This is a genomic window from Ruminiclostridium papyrosolvens C7 (genome assembly GCF_000421965.1).
In the GTDB taxonomy this organism is placed as follows: domain Bacteria; phylum Bacillota; class Clostridia; order Acetivibrionales; family DSM-1351; genus Ruminiclostridium; species Ruminiclostridium papyrosolvens_A.
Window position 1 is genome coordinate 23,438 of record NZ_ATAY01000028.1, and the last position, 20,039, is coordinate 43,476.

Annotated in this window: 23 protein-coding genes and 1 tRNA gene; 6 read left to right on the plus strand and 18 right to left on the minus strand. The window is 36.1% G+C overall.

The genetic code is table 11. The annotated features are described in order from the left end of the window. Window position 1 precedes the first annotated feature (1 nt). Window positions 2–934 carry a CobW family GTP-binding protein gene (locus tag L323_RS29360; protein WP_020815220.1) on the minus strand — a complete coding sequence of 311 codons (933 nt, stop codon included), beginning with the start codon at window positions 932–934 and terminating at the stop codon, window positions 2–4. Between the two features lie 126 nt (window positions 935–1,060). Between L323_RS29360 and L323_RS29365 the strand changes: the two genes are divergently transcribed. Next, the gene (locus tag L323_RS29365; protein ID WP_020815221.1) at window positions 1,061–1,471 is read left to right on the plus strand and encodes a Fur family transcriptional regulator; all 411 of its coding nucleotides are present in this window, start codon (window positions 1,061–1,063) and stop codon (window positions 1,469–1,471) included. Between the two features lie 10 nt (window positions 1,472–1,481). On the opposite strand, the gene L323_RS29370 is transcribed toward L323_RS29365, so the two are convergent. Beyond that, the gene (locus L323_RS29370; RefSeq protein WP_020815222.1) at window positions 1,482–2,039 is read right to left on the minus strand and encodes a GNAT family N-acetyltransferase; all 558 of its coding nucleotides are present in this window, start codon (window positions 2,037–2,039) and stop codon (window positions 1,482–1,484) included. A 224-nt stretch (window positions 2,040–2,263) separates the two neighbouring features. Between L323_RS29370 and L323_RS29375 the strand changes: the two genes are divergently transcribed. After that, the gene (locus tag L323_RS29375) at window positions 2,264–2,800 is read left to right on the plus strand and encodes a CarD family transcriptional regulator (RefSeq protein ID WP_020815223.1); all 537 of its coding nucleotides are present in this window, start codon (window positions 2,264–2,266) and stop codon (window positions 2,798–2,800) included. Continuing rightward, window positions 2,787–3,254, plus strand: coding sequence for a hypothetical protein (locus L323_RS29380; protein WP_242835261.1), 468 nt, complete (start codon window positions 2,787–2,789; stop codon window positions 3,252–3,254). Before L323_RS29375 ends, L323_RS29380 begins: the two co-directional genes overlap by 14 nt. A 233-nt stretch (window positions 3,255–3,487) precedes the next feature. On the opposite strand, the gene L323_RS41610 is transcribed toward L323_RS29380, so the two are convergent. Both L323_RS41610 and L323_RS29390 read right to left on the minus strand, forming a co-directional pair. Continuing rightward, window positions 3,488–3,712 (minus strand): hypothetical protein, encoded by a 225-nt coding sequence (locus tag L323_RS41610; RefSeq protein ID WP_020815225.1) that lies wholly within the window; start codon window positions 3,710–3,712, stop codon window positions 3,488–3,490. Window positions 3,713–3,813: 101 nt separating this feature from the next. Further along, the gene (locus L323_RS29390) at window positions 3,814–5,250 is read right to left on the minus strand and encodes a condensation domain-containing protein (RefSeq protein WP_020815226.1); all 1,437 of its coding nucleotides are present in this window, start codon (window positions 5,248–5,250) and stop codon (window positions 3,814–3,816) included. 374 nt (window positions 5,251–5,624) lie between these two features. On the opposite strand from L323_RS29390, the gene L323_RS29395 reads away from it, so the two are divergent. Next, window positions 5,625–7,304, plus strand: coding sequence for an AMP-binding protein (locus L323_RS29395; RefSeq protein ID WP_020815227.1), 1,680 nt, complete (start codon window positions 5,625–5,627; stop codon window positions 7,302–7,304). Between the two features lie 212 nt (window positions 7,305–7,516). Here L323_RS29395 and L323_RS29400 read toward each other — a convergent pair whose 3' ends face one another. From L323_RS29400 to L323_RS29435, 7 genes are all read right to left on the minus strand, one after another. Beyond that, window positions 7,517–7,975 (minus strand): FMN-binding protein, encoded by a 459-nt coding sequence (locus L323_RS29400; protein ID WP_020815228.1) that lies wholly within the window; start codon window positions 7,973–7,975, stop codon window positions 7,517–7,519. Then, window positions 7,972–8,949 (minus strand): FAD:protein FMN transferase, encoded by a 978-nt coding sequence (locus L323_RS29405; protein WP_020815229.1) that lies wholly within the window; start codon window positions 8,947–8,949, stop codon window positions 7,972–7,974. Before L323_RS29405 ends, L323_RS29400 begins: the two co-directional genes overlap by 4 nt. A gap of 83 nt (window positions 8,950–9,032) precedes the next feature. After that, complete coding sequence (locus L323_RS29410) at window positions 9,033–9,614, minus strand: TetR/AcrR family transcriptional regulator (RefSeq protein WP_020815230.1); 582 nt, start codon at window positions 9,612–9,614, stop codon at window positions 9,033–9,035. 373 nt (window positions 9,615–9,987) lie between these two features. Beyond that, on the minus strand, window positions 9,988–11,094 hold the full coding sequence (locus L323_RS29415) for a GerAB/ArcD/ProY family transporter (RefSeq protein ID WP_020815231.1): 1,107 nt from the start codon (window positions 11,092–11,094) through the stop codon (window positions 9,988–9,990). A gap of 258 nt (window positions 11,095–11,352) precedes the next feature. Beyond that, a complete protein-coding gene (locus L323_RS29425; protein WP_020815233.1) occupies window positions 11,353–12,495 on the minus strand; it encodes a Ger(x)C family spore germination protein in 1,143 nt (380 codons plus the stop codon). Beyond that, entirely contained in the window at window positions 12,492–14,051 is a 1,560-nt protein-coding gene (locus L323_RS29430; protein WP_020815234.1) for a spore germination protein, read from the minus strand. The genes L323_RS29425 and L323_RS29430 overlap by 4 nt, the downstream gene beginning before the upstream one ends. A 114-nt stretch (window positions 14,052–14,165) precedes the next feature. Then, window positions 14,166–14,241, minus strand: a tRNA-Met gene (locus tag L323_RS29435). A 241-nt stretch (window positions 14,242–14,482) separates the two neighbouring features. Between L323_RS29435 and L323_RS29440 the strand changes: the two genes are divergently transcribed. Together L323_RS29440 and L323_RS29445 are read left to right on the plus strand one after the other, a co-directional pair. Beyond that, window positions 14,483–15,106 carry a peptidylprolyl isomerase gene (locus L323_RS29440; RefSeq protein ID WP_020815235.1) on the plus strand — a complete coding sequence of 208 codons (624 nt, stop codon included), beginning with the start codon at window positions 14,483–14,485 and terminating at the stop codon, window positions 15,104–15,106. Window positions 15,107–15,280: 174 nt separating this feature from the next. Continuing rightward, window positions 15,281–16,879, plus strand: coding sequence for a hypothetical protein (locus L323_RS29445; RefSeq protein WP_020815236.1), 1,599 nt, complete (start codon window positions 15,281–15,283; stop codon window positions 16,877–16,879). Window positions 16,880–16,887: 8 nt separating this feature from the next. On the opposite strand, the gene L323_RS29450 is transcribed toward L323_RS29445, so the two are convergent. From L323_RS29450 to L323_RS41485, 7 genes are all read right to left on the minus strand, one after another. Continuing rightward, a complete protein-coding gene (locus L323_RS29450) occupies window positions 16,888–17,145 on the minus strand; it encodes a hypothetical protein (protein WP_020815237.1) in 258 nt (85 codons plus the stop codon). 150 nt (window positions 17,146–17,295) lie between these two features. Next, window positions 17,296–17,466 (minus strand): hypothetical protein, encoded by a 171-nt coding sequence (locus L323_RS41315; RefSeq protein ID WP_020815238.1) that lies wholly within the window; start codon window positions 17,464–17,466, stop codon window positions 17,296–17,298. Beyond that, on the minus strand, window positions 17,463–18,161 hold the full coding sequence (locus L323_RS29455) for a peptidase M15 (RefSeq protein ID WP_020815239.1): 699 nt from the start codon (window positions 18,159–18,161) through the stop codon (window positions 17,463–17,465). The genes L323_RS41315 and L323_RS29455 overlap by 4 nt, the downstream gene beginning before the upstream one ends. 11 nt (window positions 18,162–18,172) lie before the next feature. Further along, the gene (locus L323_RS29460) at window positions 18,173–18,427 is read right to left on the minus strand and encodes a hypothetical protein (protein ID WP_020815240.1); all 255 of its coding nucleotides are present in this window, start codon (window positions 18,425–18,427) and stop codon (window positions 18,173–18,175) included. 81 nt (window positions 18,428–18,508) lie between these two features. Continuing rightward, complete coding sequence (locus L323_RS40765; protein ID WP_020815241.1) at window positions 18,509–18,625, minus strand: XkdX family protein; 117 nt, start codon at window positions 18,623–18,625, stop codon at window positions 18,509–18,511. Next, a complete protein-coding gene (locus L323_RS29465) occupies window positions 18,625–18,930 on the minus strand; it encodes a hypothetical protein (protein ID WP_020815242.1) in 306 nt (101 codons plus the stop codon). Before L323_RS29465 ends, L323_RS40765 begins: the two co-directional genes overlap by 1 nt. 1 nt (window position 18,931) lies before the next feature. Next, window positions 18,932–20,038 (minus strand): hypothetical protein, encoded by a 1,107-nt coding sequence (locus L323_RS41485; RefSeq protein ID WP_020815243.1) that lies wholly within the window; start codon window positions 20,036–20,038, stop codon window positions 18,932–18,934. Between the last annotated feature and the right edge of the window lies 1 nt (window position 20,039).

Here is a 20,039-nt window from a genome sequence, read left to right on the forward strand (position 1 = left end):
ATTAAACTCCCGTAAAAAGTTTTTTTAATTCTCCGGTGTTGAGTTTTTCGCCGATAACGCAAATACGTCCCGTATAGTCCGGCAAGCAAGGCTTAATCCTGATTTCTCCCGGTACAAAATCAAACTGTACCCAGCTGTTTTTCTGTAAGGGAATTATTCCTTTTGACCTAAGTATATTTCCATACAAGGATTTATCTGAAAGGGACTTTAGTATGCTGCGTATAGCTTCATCGGTATAAAGTTTTGGCGTCTCAACGCCCCAGCTTTGAAACGTTTTATCGGCCCCTGTATGACTGTGCAGCCTGTTTTCAGGTGAATTCCCCATGTTTATGACTCCGCCCTGTTCTGCAAGAGAAATAATATCCTCACCCTTTAATTCTGACCAATCGGTTGTTACAATATTGGCTTCCGGATTACGTTTCTGAATATCATTTACAACTTTGGAAAGTTTTTCCTTACCCATCGTTTGTGTTCTGCTTAAAATTACGGTCTTTGCATTTTTTATCTGGTCTTGAAAAAATTCTCCAAAGTTGTTTACATAAATTATATACTTCATTGCATCCACAACTGCTATACACATATTCACAGCAACATCTGCCTGATTTTCCATCTTACCGCAGGCCTCCAGAACCCCTGAAAGTTTGCCTACACCGGAGGGTTCAATAATAATCCTGTCAGGAGTATATTTCCGCAGAACCTCCTTGAGAGCCGAAGAAAAATCCCCTACTAGTGAACAACAAATACAGCCAGAATTGATTTCTTTTATCTCTATGCCTGAATCCCTTAGAATTCCACCGTCAATTCCTATTTCACCAAACTCATTTTCAATAATAACAACTTTTTCTGAGGCTAATTTTTCTTTCAGAAGCTTCTTTATTAACGTTGTCTTTCCTGCGCCAAGAAAACCCGAGACTATATCGATTTTAACCGCCATATGATATGCTCCCCCTTATTTAATTATATTCCGTTACTTGTAATTAATGATTATCCGCCGGTCATTGACATATAATCCTACAGTGAGCTATATTATATTTGAAAAGCATTAACAGGAGCAGCTATTATGGATAAAAATGTTCTAAAATCCTCAGATTTGAAAACCACTAAGCGCCGTACGGCTATACTTGCGGTACTGGAAAATTCAGTTGTACCATTGACGGCAGAAGAAATATACTCACATGTTATCAAGAATGTTCATATGAGCCTGTCAACTGCTTACAGAACTCTGGGGACTCTTTCTGAAAAAGGAATTCTTTTAAAGAACCTTAGTCAGGATGGCAAAACATATTACCAGTTAAACAGCCATCAGCACAAGCATCAGCTGGTATGCACCTTGTGTAATGAAACTGTGCCCATTGATGATTGTCCCTTATCAAATATTGAAAAAAGCCTCATTAAACAAACCGGGTTCACCATAACAGGTCATAGTCTGGAATTTTCGGGTATATGCCCTAAATGTGCCAAACATACTTAAAATGATGAATTTAATGGTTAGCTACCTTCCATTCTTCTAAAAGGATTCCGTAGTTTTTTTCACCATCCCAACTTCCGTTTTTGAATCTTACTTTGCGTAGCTCACCTTCCAAGGTCATACCGGCCTTTTTCATAATTCCTTCTGATTTAAGGTTGTTTGAATTGCATCTGGCAGATAACTTGTGAAGTCCAAGCCTTGTAAAGCCAAATTCTATCAATGCATTTGCAATCTCTGTTGCAAAACCTTTTCCCCAGTATTCAGGCAGCAAAAAGTATCCGATCTCTCCGCAGCCCCCTGAATTATTCCTGCTATGTATCTGTATGTCCGCAAAGCCTATAAACCCATCTCCCTCTTTGGAAAAAACCGCAAAGGCATAGGAGCCGTCTTTGTTAACCTCCTCTCCGGTATTTATGAATCCTTCAAAAAAGGTATATGCACTTTCTTCACTGCTTATTTTATCTATCCACGCATATCTCATTACCGTTTCATTTGAAAAAACAGAATAGAATAATGGAAAATCTTCATGTGTAAAGAATCTGAAACTGAGACGTTTACTTGATATTTTCATCTTATCCTCCCAAAGTTGTATACTTGACTAATATATTTTATTACACAATTATATATTCATTTTGCCTAATAGTAACGTTAACTTTGCTAAATTTTTTCAAAAATGTTCTTTGAGATTTTTAACTTTAAAAATGTTATAATTAAAGTATGCGCTAAAATCCGCTATACAGTATGTATACGAGACTTTAGTCAAATACTTTTTATTTTAGAGGTAGGAGGAGTTATATGTTTTCAGTCGGTGACAATATTATATATGGAAATCATGGTATTTGTAAGATTGAGGGAATACAGGATATGACGATTGATTCAAACACTCGTCCTTACTATGTTTTAAAGCCTGTTTTCGAAAACAGTTCTACCATTTATTTTCCCGTGGGAAATGAAACAGCTGAACAAAAGATGCGACGTATCCTCTCAGTTGAAGAAATTTATTCCTTGATTAGGGAAATGCCTGACGGAGATACAATCTGGATTGAGAATGAGAACGAAAGAAAGGAATTCTATAGGAACATTCTGTCAGGTTCTGACCGCAGTGCTCTTGTGAAACTCATCAAGACCCTTCACCTAAGAGAACAGGACTTGAAGAGCTTAGGTAGAAAGCTGTATGCTTCTGACGAAAAGTTTTTAAAAGATGCTGAAAAATCCCTGTATGATGAGTTTGTTTTTGTTCTGGATATTAAGCGGGAAGAAATAATTCCTTTCATCACGGAGCAGATTGAAATCAATACAAATAAGCAAGAAGAAGGTGATGAGATTGTTTAATGTCGGTGAATTCGTCCTCTGTGTACGGGGTGGTGTTTGGAAGGTTATAGATGTTATTGGGAATGAGTATCACCTGCAAAAGCATGAATCAGAAGAAATGATAACTGTCCCTGTTGCTGATTCAAAAGAAATTGTTCGGAAAGTAACTTCTAAGGAACAGCTATTGGAGCTAATTGACCGGGTTGGCTTTATTACTACCATTAAAGCTCCCAATGATAAGATCCGCAAAGAATTTTATGTAGATGCCTTAAATGAGTTTGACGAAGTCGAGTGGGTAAAGGTTATCAAGTCTGTCTATTTGAGACAGCAGGACGGACGGTTTATGGAAGGTGAACTTGAATACGCTGATAAAGCGAAAAGCTTTCTGCATGGAGAGATATCCGTAGTTTTGGGAATACCGGTGAGGGAGGTAGATGGGTACATCTCCTCCGCCGTTTCTGATGATAAATGGTGAGTAGGGGGTAGTATGCTTCTTGGTACGTAAAGGACAAAGTTTAGAATCACAGACGAGAAAACGCTGGATGATGGCTCTATTATTGTAAAAATCCAAAATCAGCTTAACGATTATGGTGTAGGGAATTATATGGATCAAGGCTCAAAAACCTATGTTTTAAACATTGGAAATACTCCTTTACGGTTCCAAAATTTAATAACCGTAGAGGAGTATTTTTTTATAATTACAACTGATTATTTAGGATTAGTCAAATTGTCCGAAGTCTTCACCCTCATTGTTCCATTATTCTTATTAAGATATCCGACTCCAATACAGGTATTATATTTCTGTGCCATCTGTATAGCCCATGCGAATGTATCACGGCCACAGGAATCCGTATATTGCCACATCTCTTGGTTTGCCTCGGGCTTTCCTTTTCCAAACCGTAAAGCACCAATGTCCATAGACGCAAGATACAAAGCAAGCTGTTCGCCTATAATATTATCATATAATTTATTTTTGTATCAGAACCCTCTTTTTTACCTGAAACTTTAAACAAATTCGTATATCAAATATTATACTACTCTTCGGATGGTTGTTTACAACCTTCTATCAATTCATCCTTGATTTTTTCAAGGAGTTTCTCCATAACGCTACGATGAACTGAAGGCTTATAATAACCAACTGATAGCGTTATTATACCATTATAAGTACTTGCAACAAGGAGAATTCCGGGAGCACGTACAAGTGGCGGGATAATATATGCATCAGTAACGTTGTGTTTGCCAAATTTAATTGGTGATTTAGACACAAAGCCAAGGTTTGCTAATACTATACCACACTTGTTAGTAACATAAAAAGGATTATTCGAAGCCATATCAACAATTTGTGATGAGGCTTTATAATAGCTGATGAATTTGCAGAAATTCATATTTTCAACACGTTCTGCCCATATGGCATTTTCTATTCCCGGGTGACCGTCTTTCAATTTTTTTGTCGTAGCCATTACCCTGGACAAGGTTTCTGAAAAAGATTCGTGCTTTTTTCTGGCTATTGTTGTTACATATCCACCGGCAAAATTCCTTATTGCCTCAGCTTTCTGATCTGGAAGATAGCGACGTAAATCAAGTGTTATAGGAATATCCATTGGTACGTTACATGGAGGTTTGGATATTTCAAACATAACCCTGTAGAGAGCAGTTAGGATCAAATCATTGATTGTTGCACCTCTGGCTTTTGAGTAGTTTTTCATTTTTTCCAACTGACCATTTGGAAGTTTGCAGACAACAAATCGGGTAGCACCTATCCGATTGTTTCTCCATGGAAAATTCCACAATGGCAGCCCTATTTTTGATTTCAAAGAATTTGCATGTGAAACATCTATATCCAGTGCCTTAAACAGTCTAATCTGGTCATTTTTATCTCGTATACTTTGTACTGGAGTATAATCGCTGTTTTCTTTATCGATTTGAGAGTAAATATCTGCAAGCAGCAAAAAATATTCCTTCGCACCAGCGGCGTCACAGCATACATGGCTGGCTTTCATACACAATGTCTCGCTTGATCCTGATCGAATCAGTCTTACCTTGGCCATAGGTCCTCTATCCAGATCCAAAGGGATATCTAGAAATTTTTGAATAGCCTCATCCGGATTGTCAGTTTCCTCAAATGTACAAAATTCAACACAGTCAATGTCATTTATACGTTTCCAATAAGGATGAGTGCTTTTAACAAAACGGGACCCGAAAACAGGCTCAACATCAAAAGATAATCCTACTGCTTTTGATAGTTTGTCGAAATCCAGCCTGCCATCGAGCTTCATTACCGCTTGAATCTGAAAATTTGCCATTTTATAACGAGCAACATAGTTACATATATCATGCCCATCAGCCGGTATACAATTTGGACTTATTTTGATTTTTTTACGTTTTGCCTTATTTATTCCAATAAATTTTAAAAATATATTATTAATATTTTCGTGCGAGGGATATAATGGAATCTTTAATTTGAATTTCATGTTAAATCGCTCCCATCAATTAGATTTAAATATTTTCGACTATCCTGTCACCATGAGTTTAAATAGTTAACCAGTAATTTATATTATGTAAATATAAATATATATGTTACATTGTCAAACTATTTTAATATCGAAAATGGACTTTTTTAAGGTATATTGTTCTGCTTTGTCTTGTAAGAAATAATTTTGATAAGGTAAAGGTAATAATTTCTGAACTCGGTTTACACTTTTTAATTTATGTAAACATATAATGATATATATTAAGCTAAATTTGATAAGCAAAGATTGACATTGAATTTTTAGTAAAAATCTATGAGGATATTTTGCTGGATTTGAAATAAGTGATGATAGATGTGAGTTTTGGAGGCGAATATATGCAATATTGGGATCCAACATATAAGTGTATGTCTCGGAATGAAAAGGAGGATTTTTCCAAAGAAACAATTGGCGGCATCATTGACAGAATGTGTATCAAATATGAAAACAATGAAGCCATAGTCTGCAGGGACAAAAATGTTCGGTATTCTTACAGAGATTTTAAGAAAATGTATGATGGCATAGCAAAAGGGCTACTGAAACTAGGGATAAAGAAAGGAGACCATTTATCAATTTGGTCATTGAACAGTCCAGAATGGATTGCACTTCAAATTGCGACCGCCAAAATCGGGGCAGTTCTTGTATGTATTAACATAGATTACAGTAAGCATGAACTTGAATTTAATTTAAAACATTCAAATTCAAAAGTTCTCTTTTTCTCAAAGGGGTATAATGGAAACAATTATGCTGATTCCGTGTATTCTATATGCCCAGAACTCAAATATTGTTTCCCAGGAAAGTTATCAAGTAAAGCCCTTCCTGATATGAATAGTGTTATAAGTTTAGATGGTCAAGACAAAAATTTGATGTCTCTTGAGAAACTTATCGAAATGGGCAAAGATGTGTCCGATGACGAATTACTTGAAAGAAGTAAATCTTTGGAATGTTATGATACAACAAATATTCAATACACTTCAGGTACTACAGGAAATCCTAAAGCCGTAATGTCCACGCATTACAATATCATTAATAATGCTATCATTTCAGGGAAAAACCTTGATTATTCTGAGAAAGACAGATTACTTGTTTGTCTCCCACTCTTTCATGTAATGGGATGTGTTTTAAGTGCTATTCAATGCTTGTTATATGGGTCAACAATAGTACTTGTGGATAGATTTCAAACAACAAAAGTTCTTGAATATTTGGACAAAGAAAAGTGTACGGGATTAAATGGAGTCCCTACTATGTTTAAATTTCTTCTTTCCCATCCCAACTTTGACAACTTCGACTTATCTAGTCTTCGAAAAGGGATGATTGCCGGCTCTTATTGCCAACCTGACCTCATGAACGAAATAATGGATAAAATGAACATGAAAGAACTCTGTATCGTTTATGGGCAAACAGAAGCTATGGGGATAACACAAACTCTCATTTCTGACCCTTTTGATAAGAGAATAACCACTGTAGGGCGGGGTATGTTCGGAACAGAAATAAAAATAATAAATCCTGCTACCGGAAAAGAAGTGCCTAATGGTGTAGTGGGAGAGCTTATCACTAAAACAGAATATATTATGAAGGGATACTACAAAAACCAAGAGGCTACACAAAAGAGTATAGACAAGGATGGATGGCTACACACTGGAGATTTAGCTATTAAAGATGAGGTCGGCTATTGTAAGATTATTGGCAGAGTAAAAGAAATAATCATCAGAGGTGGTGAGAATATATCAGCTACAGAAATCGAAGAGTTATTAGTAACGCATGTGTCTATAAAAGAAGCCGCAGTCGTAGGTGTTCCTGACAAAAACCTTGGAGAGGAGATATGTGCTTTTTTAATTATTGAAGATAAACATACTTTATCCAGGGAGGATGTAGTTTCATTTATTCAAGATAATCTTGCAAAGTATAAAATCCCTAAATATATCGAATTTGTAACAGAATTTCCCACTACGGCAAGCGGAAAGATTAAAAAATTTATGTTAAAAGATTATGCCATTGAAAAATACAATCTTAAATAGGATGGCTCTGATTCAAAATCAGAAAGCTAGTCTTTTAAGCTATTATAAATTTAACCTCTAAGGGACACATTGAACTTCTTCAATCTGTCCCTTTCAAATCATATGCATTATTTCAATTCCTGCTATTGTCTTTCCAAAAGAGTCAACCGCTCGATACAAATAACAGTCTTTACCTTTATTCCTTAACTCTTTAGATTTTTGAAAGAACTCAATTAAGTCTCTTGTGCCTGCTCTAGAGCGTTTTCGAGTGCCTTGAGATGTGTTTTGGAGGTAAGTGTGGCACCGCTTATAACATCTACCTGAAGTGTCTGGAATTTAATCACATTGTCAAATACATCCTCCATACTTTGACCACCTTTTAAATTTGCTGGTTTTCCTTCCTTATCCACGGCTCCTTTCAATATTTTGATATCGGAGATATCACCCTTAGATATTGTTACCTCAACTTTTGTATCCCTGAAATGAGACTTTGTACCTTTATATTCACCGACATAGGTTCCATTGCGAAGGTTCTTAAAGTCTATAGGTGCAAATGAAAGCTCTCCGATTTCACGCCGTCCAGGTGCGTCTACGAGAATTCCTCCCACTGATCCGAATACAATTACTGCTACAATAATCAGTATTATAACCCACACTTTGCTTCTCCCCTTTCTTTTTACAATTTTGCTCATTTTGCGTGCTCCTTCCATATCATGTTTACTTTAATACCCTCAGCAGTTTGATAACACTCTTTTAAGCCTTGTGTGATAAAAACCTGCTGACGATTGTCCACCAGAACCGCTTCTGCTCCGGGAAACTGTTCCAAGTATTCAAATCCTTTATCAATGCCGGCTACAAATATTGCAGTAGACAATGCATCCGCAATCATTGCGTTATCATTAACCACAGTAACGCTGATTAAGCCTGATTCAGCAGGATATCCAGTGACTGGATTTAAGATGTGATGCTGCCTCTCACCCGTACTGTCAATAAAATACCGCTCGTAATCACCTGAGGTAACCACTGCTTTGCTGGTTACCTTTACTGCGCCAAGCAGGCAATTATCCCGTCTGGGATGCCGGATACCCACGCTCCACGGAGAACCGTCAGATTTTTTCCCAAGCGTGGATACATTTCCTCCAATATTGATAAAAGCTGAGGAAACACCATGCTCTTGAAGTATTTTTATAAAGCGGTCACTGGCGTAACCTTTTCCGATGCCGCCTAAATCAATTGACTGTCCCGCTTTCCGAAGACAGGCCGTTTTATCTTGTGAATTCAACAGCAAATCGCGGAAATTGACCTTAAATAGAGCACTCTGAATTTTTGCTTTCTCCGGTACATGGAATGAATGCTTATAATCCCATAGATCAATCAAAGGTCCTACTGTTATATCAAACAAATCCTCGGAGATTTCAGAAAGCAGGAGTGCAAATGACAGAACCTCATAAGTTTCACAGCTGATTTTTACGTGCCCTTTTCCTGCAAACAGATTGATCTTGCTGATCTCGCTGTCAGGTATAAAGCGACTTAGTTTATTCTCCAGTCGTGAAAGCTCCGTTTTTGCATCGGCAACTGCCAATTCTGCCTTTTCACCAAATACCCTATATGTAATATCAGTATTCATACCAACGCTGCTGTCCTCTGTAACTGCGAATTGTAACATATTGATCCTCCTTCCATCTAATGTACGTAAATGAATGAACACATTTTTATTCGTTCACTATCTGTCGCAAAAAAACTGCTCTTCTATTCAGAGCAGTCCATCAGGCCTTTCATAATTAGATTAGTCATAATTTCCAAAAGCTGTGGAAAGTATTCAAGTCCGATTTCTTCCTTATGCGTATCTATATTTATTATAGCGGCAAAAATCATCATAATCATTTTATTGTCAATGTCTTTACGCATTTTCCCCTGAGCTTGCCATTCCTTCACAAGCTCAAGGAAGCCGTCATACAGAAAATCAACCGCTCCAAGCCCGTTTTCCTCACGATAAAGTTTTTCTATTTTTTCAAAAACACTTTTGTTATACCATTCCTTCAAAATGGGATTTGCGTTAGTGCCTTCCGCATTCAGCGCTAGCATTTGCCCCACGACCTCCAACGGACTCCGGGTTAAATCAAGCGACTGCAAACTTTGTTTTTTTAACTTAGCGTTTTCTTCAAGAAAAATATCCATGAAGAGTTTTTCTTTTGACGGATAATATTTATAAAACGTTCCTACAGCCATTCCTGCCTTTTGTGTAATCTCAGATATGTTTGTATCTTTAAAACCTTTATTGTTAAACAATTCTTTCGCACAAGCGTATATTAACGTCTTTTTATCTTCCACAATCATCTTCTCCATGAATGAATTTTTTTATTTTCATTCACAATATAGCATCTATAATTTGATTTGTCAATATGGCTTAGAACAAATACTTTAAAATCAATATACTCATAAAGAACCTACACCTATAATAATTGATTTACTATGCCATTACAAAAGAGTATTTGGAAGTTTTTAGGCTCCCACCACATAAATAAAGCCCCGTTTATAAAACGGAGCTTCATAAAAATAATTTAATAAGAGGAAAAAACAAAATGAAAAAAAGTTTATGTACTTATATTAACAGCACAATATTAATAAATAATATATAAACAATGAACTTTTTGTAAACACATATAATTTAATATCATTACACCAATCCTTGTGGGGCATTTATTCAATTAGATTGCTGTAATTTCCTTTTTCTAGAAAACATTTTTCTGGCTTCAATTACTATAAAAGTTATACCAGGGAGAACAACTTGAAAAATAAAAGCATAATACTTATAAATCTTATCAGACCAGTCGAACATTTCCGAAGTATTACTATAGATTATTACTGATAAAATTGACATAGCAAGCCCTAGCAGTGCCACTACCTGTCTATAGCTATTAAATCTGAACAAATGTGCTATACCAATGCTGGTACTATATAAGCATATGCTAATCTTAATAAATCCTGCAAAAAGAAAAACCATAGCAACTGTTATTTCTATCCTTTGCAAAAAATCCCCTATGTTTATAAGACGCACGGAAGCAAATGTCGGAAAAAACAGAATTGATATATTAGGCACTCCTAAAGTCAAAAGTGTACGAACAGAAACCAGTAATATGGATATTCCGCTTATTAGCAAATTTAAAAAATAGACTTTATAAACGCTCTTTTGCTCCTTAAGATGGCTAAGAACTGCCAAAAAAATTACAGTCTCTGCAAAAGGGAATGCAAATACTGAAAATGCACTATCAATAACAGGGCCCATTCCATTATAAAGTACCGGTTTTAGGTTTTTAAAATTGAATAGAGGTGCAAACAGCAAGGTAACGGCGAAAATTACGAATATAGTAACAGGAAGCATAATAGCTGTCCACCTGCCAATCGTTTCAATACCCGCTCTTACAGCCCATATGCATAAAAAAATCATAAATAATCCGACAATGTTCTGAGGAGTTTTTTGTAGTGAAACAGTTACTATAAACTCAGTAAAATTTCTAATTACAAGTGAACCAAGATGAAAAGAGTACCAAATAAACACCAACGACATAACCTTACCTATTACCTTGCCAAAAACACTATCAAAAATTTCATATATATTTTTACCAGGGTAAAACATTTGAATCTTGCAATAAAGTAATAGAATAGGAGCACTCATCAGTATTGAAATTAAAATTGCAAGCCAAACATCATTCTTAGCGAATCCTCCTGCACCAAGTACAAGTGTACTGCCTAATGTGTACATAATTATTACGGCTGAAGCTTGCTTTTGAGAAACTATCTCTTTACTCATATTTTCTTCCTTCCTACATTACCAAAAGTATCAAATTCTATCTAAATTCCAAATCATAATAACTAACTCCTTTAAATATTTCGAGAAACTTGGAGTTCTTATATCAAATACAATTAATATTGAGCTAAAATATACCATCACAGAAAATGAGACAAATACCCAGAAAACAGGTCTTTTATTTTTTTTGAATATTTGGATAAGGTCCTTTATGACATAGAAAATTATAATAATGTTGAACAATAAAAAGTAAGCCAATTCCTAGTCTCCCATCATAATTTTTCTGGAAAGTAAGCCTGAATTGCTTATGTCAATATCAACATTTACACTTACGGAAACATTCTTGAAAACAGTATTCCAATCAGACTCAATTTTCTTCCATAAATCCGGAATATCCTGCTTTACACTTTTTCCAAACCCAAAAATATCGATGCCGTATTCATTTTGGGCAGCTTTTATAATGTTTTCAACTTCCTTTTTCAATTCACTTTGTGCTTCAGCTTTAATTTTTTGCACGTCTTTAACATTGCCAAACTTAGTAGTATTATTAATTTCGCTCAAGGAAGTTTTTGTTTTAATATTTAGATCAAAGTACAACTTTCCATTATTGTATACAGGTTTTAATTTGGTTTTACTTTTTATAATTTTTAACGTAATATTATCAGCACCACCCTTTACATTTAAAATGCCTCCCTTAATTTTATTTATTACGAACAGATAGTATTTAGTATCTTCCTGATCGAACATATACTCAAGCTTGTCCTTTTTAAAAACTGCTGTACCTGATAGCTGTGATGTCTCCTGCCCCGAGTTTTTCGTCAATCCTATAACCGGCATTATCGGTGAGATACCCGATTCTCCCAAGGAATTTATAAACTCATATATTTCAACTTTTGGGGATTTCTCCAATTCTTTTTCAAGATCAAGCATCTTATTTATTTCAAAAGTACGGACTTCTGTTGTAATACTTTGCGAATCCAGTATTTTCTCTGCGGTCTCTTCCTTAGAAACCAGAATATCAATTGTCAGCCTGGGTTCAGGATCCCTGCTAAAACAATCAAGTATTTCTACTATTCCTTCCTTGGCAACGTCTTTACTTATAATAAGAATTTCAGCGTGACCCCAATAAAGTTTATTGGCATTAATACTAATTGCATTGCGTATAGCATCATAAACTGAGGCTCCGTAGCATTCCAGTTTCTTAGAGTGTACTTTTGCTTCTACTCCTCCTGTTTTCAAATCAATAATTTCAACACTCAACTTATATTTACCGTCAGAGATTTTATCAATTGCGGCTCCTGCTACTATTGACATCTGGTTTATTTCCCTGTAGTTCCAGCACCCTGTGCAAAGCCCAGCAACTACATTAAGCATTAATAGAGTACAAAATAATCTTTTAATCATTTTTTTCTCCCTATCGCTTGTCTTACCATATTATCGGTAGAAATCAATTTAGGTCTTTTTTTCATATTCCATAATGGAGCTCTTATTATAGTATCTTTTAAGTCATATGGATTCATAGAAGTTAAATATAACAAATAGGGTACCCCGAAGGACCGCATCTCACACAGGTGCAATAAAGCACCGGTAATACCGAAAATCAGACCATAAAAACCTAAAAATGCAGCTAAAAGCAGAAATATAACTCTCAAAATAATTGCAGCTCCCTGTATTTTGGGAATCATAAGACTGGTGATTCCAGAAATTGCAACAACGATAACAATAGGTGCACTCACAATTTTTGCCTGTACAGATGCCTGCCCCAATACTAATGCGCCGACTATGCTGAGTGCCTGTCCTATATTGGTTGGCATTCGGGTACCTGTTTCTCTTAATATTTCAAAGACTATTAAAAGCAACATTATTTCGACTATAGTCGGAAAAGGCACTCCCTGCCTTGCAGCTGATATACTTATCAGCAAGGGTGTAGGTATCATTTCCTGATGAAAAGTCATAAGGGCCACGTATATCGCCGGGACACTTACTGTCAGTATAAATCCTAGTATTCTTAGCATTCTGCTTATTGATGAGAAGTAATAATTTATATAGTAGTCCTCGTTAACCTGAAAGTATTCAATAAACAAGTGAGGAGCTGTAAGTGCAACAGGAGTTCCATCTACAATAATAGCTATTCTCCCTTCCAACAGCTTTCCTACAACAACATCTGGCCGTTCAGTGCTTCCCACTGTTTTGAAAGGCGAATATGGTTCATCATTAATAAGTTCTCCTATATAACCGCCTGCAAGGACACCGTCAATTTTGATGCTCTTGAGTCTCGTTTCCACTTCATTTAAAATTTTACGATTTACTAAACTATTCAAATAACAAATGCATATCTTTGTATTGGTCTTGGTGCCCAAATTTATAAACTTAAACTTTAGATCCGGAGTTTCCAATCTTTTTCGCAACAATGACAAATTAATCATTAAAGGTTCTGTAAACCCTTCTCTCGGACCTCTTATAAGCTTCTCGGATTCCGGTTCCTGAATAGCTCTGCTCTTTACTCCAATCGAACTGATAATCAATGCCTCGGAAGAATCCTCAAGCAACAAAACAGTATCACCTTTTAGTATTGAATTTGTTAATAAATTTACATCTGAACTTTTCTTGATATTATCCGATGTAATTACTCTATTCTGAAATTGATTTAAGATGTCATTATTATTTTTCAAGTTGTTATCCTGCATAATCGGCCGGAGTATATTTTCGCTGACTACAGTAGTGTCAATCATTTCCTCCATAAAAAGAATGCAGCATTTTATTGACTTATTGTTTTGGTTCTCAACATTCCTTACAATAAAGGTATCATCATCTCGAAAGATATTCCTGAACAGGTCTATATTTTTTGATAATGTTGATGAAATGCTGCCTGCTTCAGACTTTTCTCCGTTTGCAACGGACTTATTTTTAGCATTATTTTTATCTCTTTTCCATAAGCCCAATATAATCACCATGTCCATAAATTTTTATTATTGTATGTAACATAAACAAAATTATTCTGTAGGTTATTAGACGTATTTAGTGAGAACGGCGAAAAAACTTCCAAAGTTAAAACCTTGGAAGTTTTTCATTCATGGTTGCGGGAGCTGGACTTGAACCAACGACCTTCGGGTTATGAGCCCGACGAGCTACCAACTGCTCCATCCCGCGATGACTGTATTTATAAGTATGTTCAGCAGTTAGAAGTTTTATTCATTACCGCCGACAACTATTATAATTTAACACATTACTTTTAAAATTGCAAGTATTATTTAAAAAGAATTTTAAATTCACTAAATGGAGACAATATTCTAAATAAATTTACAAAAAGTATATACATTTTACACAATAATATTATTTAATTATATATAGCTAGGCCTTTTAATAGTTATTACACATAGGAGGATTTAAAATGATTAAAAACCTTATTAAAAAAACAGCTTTTTTCATAATTACCGGACTTATATTTACCGTCTTACTTTCCGGCTGTGGTAAGCCGGGTTCACAGGGAAGCTCAAACCAGCCTTCGGGTCATCCCAAAATTCAGTTTGAAATGGAAAATGGAGATAAGATGACTTTTGAACTGTATCCGGAATACGCTCCCGAAACGGTAAAGAACTTTGTATCGTTAGCGGAATCCGGTTTTTATAATGGCTTGACCTTCCACAGAATAATTAAGGGATTTATGGTACAGGGCGGTGACCCAGATGGTAACGGTTCAGGAGGCTCAGACAAGAACATAAAAGGTGAATTCAGCTCAAATGGGTTTACGCAAAACACCTTAAAGCACACCAAGGGTATTATATCTATGGCAAGAAGCGGTGATCCTGATTCTGCATCCAGCCAGTTCTTTATAATGGATGAAACGTCAGCAACCCTTGACGGCGAATATGCTGCATTTGGTAAGCTGACAAGCGGTGAGGAAACATTGGACAAAATTACAAATACCCCTGTAGAATTAGATTCGAATTCAGGTGAAGTTTCACTTCCTGCGGAAAAAGTAATTATTAAAGCAGTAACAGTCCTTGAAAAATAATTATTCAAGCATATTAGTCGAAAAACATATAATATTTTTTCGATTTAATATGCTTTTTTATTTCTTTACCGTTTGAACTTGTATTTATGAAAATATTTCTATAAAATAACATTAAATGCTTCAGTTGCTAAAACTGGTAATAGTAGTACTGATTTGTAAAGTGGGGGTTTTAACATGAGTTTTTTCAAACAGCTTGATATCGAACCATTTCACAGCGACTTTGCAAATTGTTTCGAAGAATGTATGATTTCTGTATCAAATTTCTACCATCGAGATTATATTTTAATGTATTCTCAAGCATGGGGATTTTGGTTTGATATTGATAAATATAAATTAAATGGTACAGGTAATTCTATAAAGGATGACAGAGGCAAAGTATATGATCTTTATCAGCTCTATCACGGTATTAAAATCTCTTTTGATGATAATAATAATCCTCAAGATGTAATCAAGATTATTATCAGCCATATTATGAACGGCAATCCTTCCGGAATCTTTATGGACACATTTTATTATTCATGGGACCCAAATAAGAACCAACATGGAAAGCACTGGTTCCTCATTACCGGTTTTGATACTGAAAAAGAAGTTTTTTACTGCACCGATCCCTACTTTTTACAAAAAGATGCCATACTTAGTTTTAATGATTTTATAAGCGGATATCTTGGAGTATTGTTTACATTTGAAATAACCAATGATGAAATATTTGACTACAATTGGAAAGAGCTTATCTTAAACTTTTCAAAAAAGCTTAACGGTGAAAGCGGTGGGAAAAATATTTTCAATAGTATGGAAGATTTTGCAGCTAGTGTTGAAGAAGGATTTTGTATAGAAAAAGAAACAGAATCAATCAAGAGAGTTATTGACATGCCTTACTACGTTAACCTCCAATCTTTAAATCGAGGAAGGGTTCAATATGCAAGATTTCTTGAGCATACGGCTGCAAAGTACGATGTCCTAGAATTACTCCCTATTTCTGAAAAGCTTAAGAAGGTAAGCTATAAATGGGATGTATTGAGAGGAATTCTAACAAAGGCTATTCTGACTAAGAATGAGGCAATTATTAAATCAAAAATCCCACCTCATATCAGGGAAATCTCTGATATTGAAAAAGAAACTTTCAATCTTCTGATTAAAACTGCATCCGGTACTTCACATATTAATAGCAATGTCTTTAAAAAAATTGATAGCGTATCAAAAAAACCTGAAAAGATGAATTTTAACAGCTATTCTTATTTAGATTTATCAAATTATTTCAATAATAAGGGTTTTGGAGCTTTATTGGACGAAACCGGCAAATCAAATTTGAATGGTGCAGGAATGTTTTTTGTTTCTGATGATATCTCTTCTGATGAAATATGGGAAATTGATAACATGAAGTTTAAATTTCCAAAGGTTCTTGAAAGCCGGTATGACAACGTTTCATGTTCCGGACAGGAAATGGAATTTTCTCCAGTTGATTGCAGCAATATAATGTTGCTTGGAACCGCTGACTTCGGAAGCTTTAAGGAATCAATAATTCTCAGGTTTATTGACGGTAGTACCGAAGAAGTTAATATAGGCTTTACAGAATTGGTTTTTGCCCCTCTGTATGGTGAATCTGTCGCATGGGAGGGTAGGGCTTGTGAACGGCTTGACGGCAAAATACAGGTTCATAATTCCAAAGTAAAAATATTTGCAAAAACCTATAAACTGAACAAACCGGGTAGGGTAAAAGGTATTTCCCTTCCCTACCTTCCCAATATGCATATTTTCGCTATTACACTGGTATAGAGATAGTACTAACTCTTTCCGTCCTTGTACCCTTCTATGTATAAGGCCTTGAATACTAATTCGGATATATCGTTGTTCAATTTATCGTATATTTCCAGAAGTCTTAGCTTGTCGTCACGTAAATCACCGGCTATCCGCTTTCTGGTTTCAATTAATTGATTCTGAAGTTCCATATAACTTATATTCAGACATTCTCTATTGCATACGGAAGTGATTCTGCCTTCTACTATACTATCAATTAATTTACCCCTGCTTTGGTTTCCCATCAGCCTTTTACCTCCAATTTAATTAGTACTCGCACTTATTCCTTGTCATAAACAGAACATATGTTCTATTTATATAGTATAATACTGTTCTTAATTTCATTCAACCCCTTTTCCATTGTTTATTTTTAAATACAATTATGGTAAACTCTGTTATGTTTTATTGAGTTTAACCGCAAAGAAAAAGGAAACCGCCATTGTAGTCAAAGGTACTATCTCCTTGGCCTCCAGTCTTCCTGTAACAATGAACCCGATTAATGCCCCTACCAGAACAAAGGTAACTATTGTTTTTACATCAATTAGCTTTGCAATTTTCTCCTTCATAGTCGTTCTCCTTTCATTCTTTCAACTATATTCATCACGAAATCAGGGAAATATTGTTCTGTTTTAAGCTTCTCCAACCATATTTCAGGATTTTTCTGAGTAATTCGAACAGTTTCCTCTGCCGATTCAAAGTTATTTCCAAGTATCTTTTGACATACTTTAACTAATTCTTGTGCTTTCCCTTTTGTTTTGGGGCCTGCGATCCCGTCTACCGCAAGTCCCGTCACTGCTTGAAATTCCTTTACCGTCATGTCTTTTTTCACTCCCTTAAAAACACTGTCTCTGATCGCTTCCTTTTGTGATAGGCTTAACCCGGTGTGTTCCAGAAGTTGAACATGCCATGGTTCATAGCTCATGGGTTTTACAAGTCCGTATTTTTTCAACTCCTCATTCTCGAGTAATTTAAACCAACTGTCGCAGATATCCATTGCAATACAATAACAATGATTACTTTTACCATAAGCAGCAGCAAGGCACTCTCCGTTTTTACTGTACACAGAGCCGTCTTCTCTCTGATGGCTGCCGGGATTACCTGCCAAGACCTCTTTTGCTATGGTCCTCTGCTTTTCAACACTTCTGTAACCTGAGGTACAGAGGCAGTTCCGGCCTTTTGCGATACACATTATATTTACAGCATTTATTAGTTTTGGGTACACACATGATTCATCCTGATATTTAAACTTTACACAAGGCATGTTATCTCATCTCACTTTCCCGAAAATTTCAAAGCCCCTACTATGGCCCCGATTACTGTTATTGCGGTAGTGAGTGCTTTGATAAGCTCCAGTACAATGGGAGACCATGTTTTGGTTTCTGCTTCGTTTCTCTTTTTGATATCTGTTTTTATTTCCGTCAAATCCTCTTTTATTTCCTTAACATACACTTTTGTCTCGGTGTGGTTTTGCTCCAGCGTTCTAATTCTTTCCTCATTTATACAACGATAGCCACACTCTCCAGTCATTGACAAACCTCCTTTCTACACGGCATAAAGCTAAAAAAAGGATTACCCGGGCTGTGGGTAATCCTTTTTTGCTATTATGTACTATTTAATTAGTTGAGCCTTTTGGGCTTCTGTTATCCAGCCTTTAGACACCGCAATATTCAGCTGTTCTGCCGTAAGCCTACCAGCTTTATATAAGTAGCTTAATCGTTCAAACATTAGGTATCACCACCTTCTGTAACCTTTTTGCCTATAATTATATCTATTTGGCTTTGCACTTTTAGGTTATCTACTATTAAATTATCTACTATGAATCTGAGTTTTTCAATTTCAGTTAAATCCGGGATGAGTTTAATTCCATCACGATAAAAATATCCGTCCTCATACTTGTCTCCTTTAGTCACATCAATCGTACCACATACTATAGCCCCTATTGAATTAGCGAATGACTGATCCGCAATTATTATATTTTCAACTGTAGTCTTATCTTCTGCCAATATGGCACATCTTAAAGCTAAATCCATATCAATACCCCCATCGAATTATTACTATTCCTGAGCCTCCAGAGCCACCTATTCCAGAACCACAGCCACCACCACCTCCTCCTCCTCCATAGCCCCCGCCACCGGTACCGCCATCTCCTACCTGTCCACCAGACCCGAGACCGCCTTTCGTTCCGGCACCTCCAGTTCCGTTAGCAAAACCGCCAATTCCAGGTTTATTATTGGAACTAAATGAAGATGCTCCTCCTCCACCTCCAGCTGCATGAATAGTACCAAAAAAATCACATGTGGATGTTCCCTGACCTGGTGTTCCGTTTGAGCCTCCATTTGTTGCTGCTCTTTCGGCTATAAATCCTCCAAATCCACCATTGCTACCACCAATTCGTCCGGAAGCACCATTTGCAACATATATTGTTCCAACTTTGCTTTGCCCGCCAATAATTCCCCCAGAACCTACTATTATAGTTGTAATTGCCTCGATGTTTACGCTCATGTACATACTTGTGTATCCACTGCCTCCGCCGTTACCTCCGAAGTAGTTATCTCCACTCATATCACCTCCTTTTTCACCATTAGCTCCCCCACCGACGAGGAATATATCAACTGTCTGAGGTACCGTTGACCAAGTTAATGTACCTGAGGAATAAAATTCGGCACTACCCTTGCTTTCATCTATCCGTGTTATTTTTGCTAGGCCGGAATAAATAGGAATAATATCTGCCCCCCCTTCACCCAATAACTGAAAATTTTCTCCGTCCCGTATAAAAGAATAAATGCCTGCCTTTGGTTTAAAATCTTCACCACTGGGTTTTTTTAAGCTTCTTGCTAATCCATCAGATGAAATATTCAAAGTGGCTGACCCTGTGGCAATAGCATTAAATTTAACACTGAATTTTGAACCGTCTGAAATATTTTTTTCGCTATCAATTGTGTATGTATTACCGTTGTTAACTGTGGTACCCAAATGCGGGACATGATTATGCGTATCCCCCACATGCCCCTCCAGCTCCGTTTCAATCTTCTTAATCTGTGTATCAATAATATCCATATTCCCGTTGTGATCCCCAATGTTGTAGAAATCCTCCTGGGATGGCTTTTTTAAATTGTAGTTAACCGTATTTACTGCCATA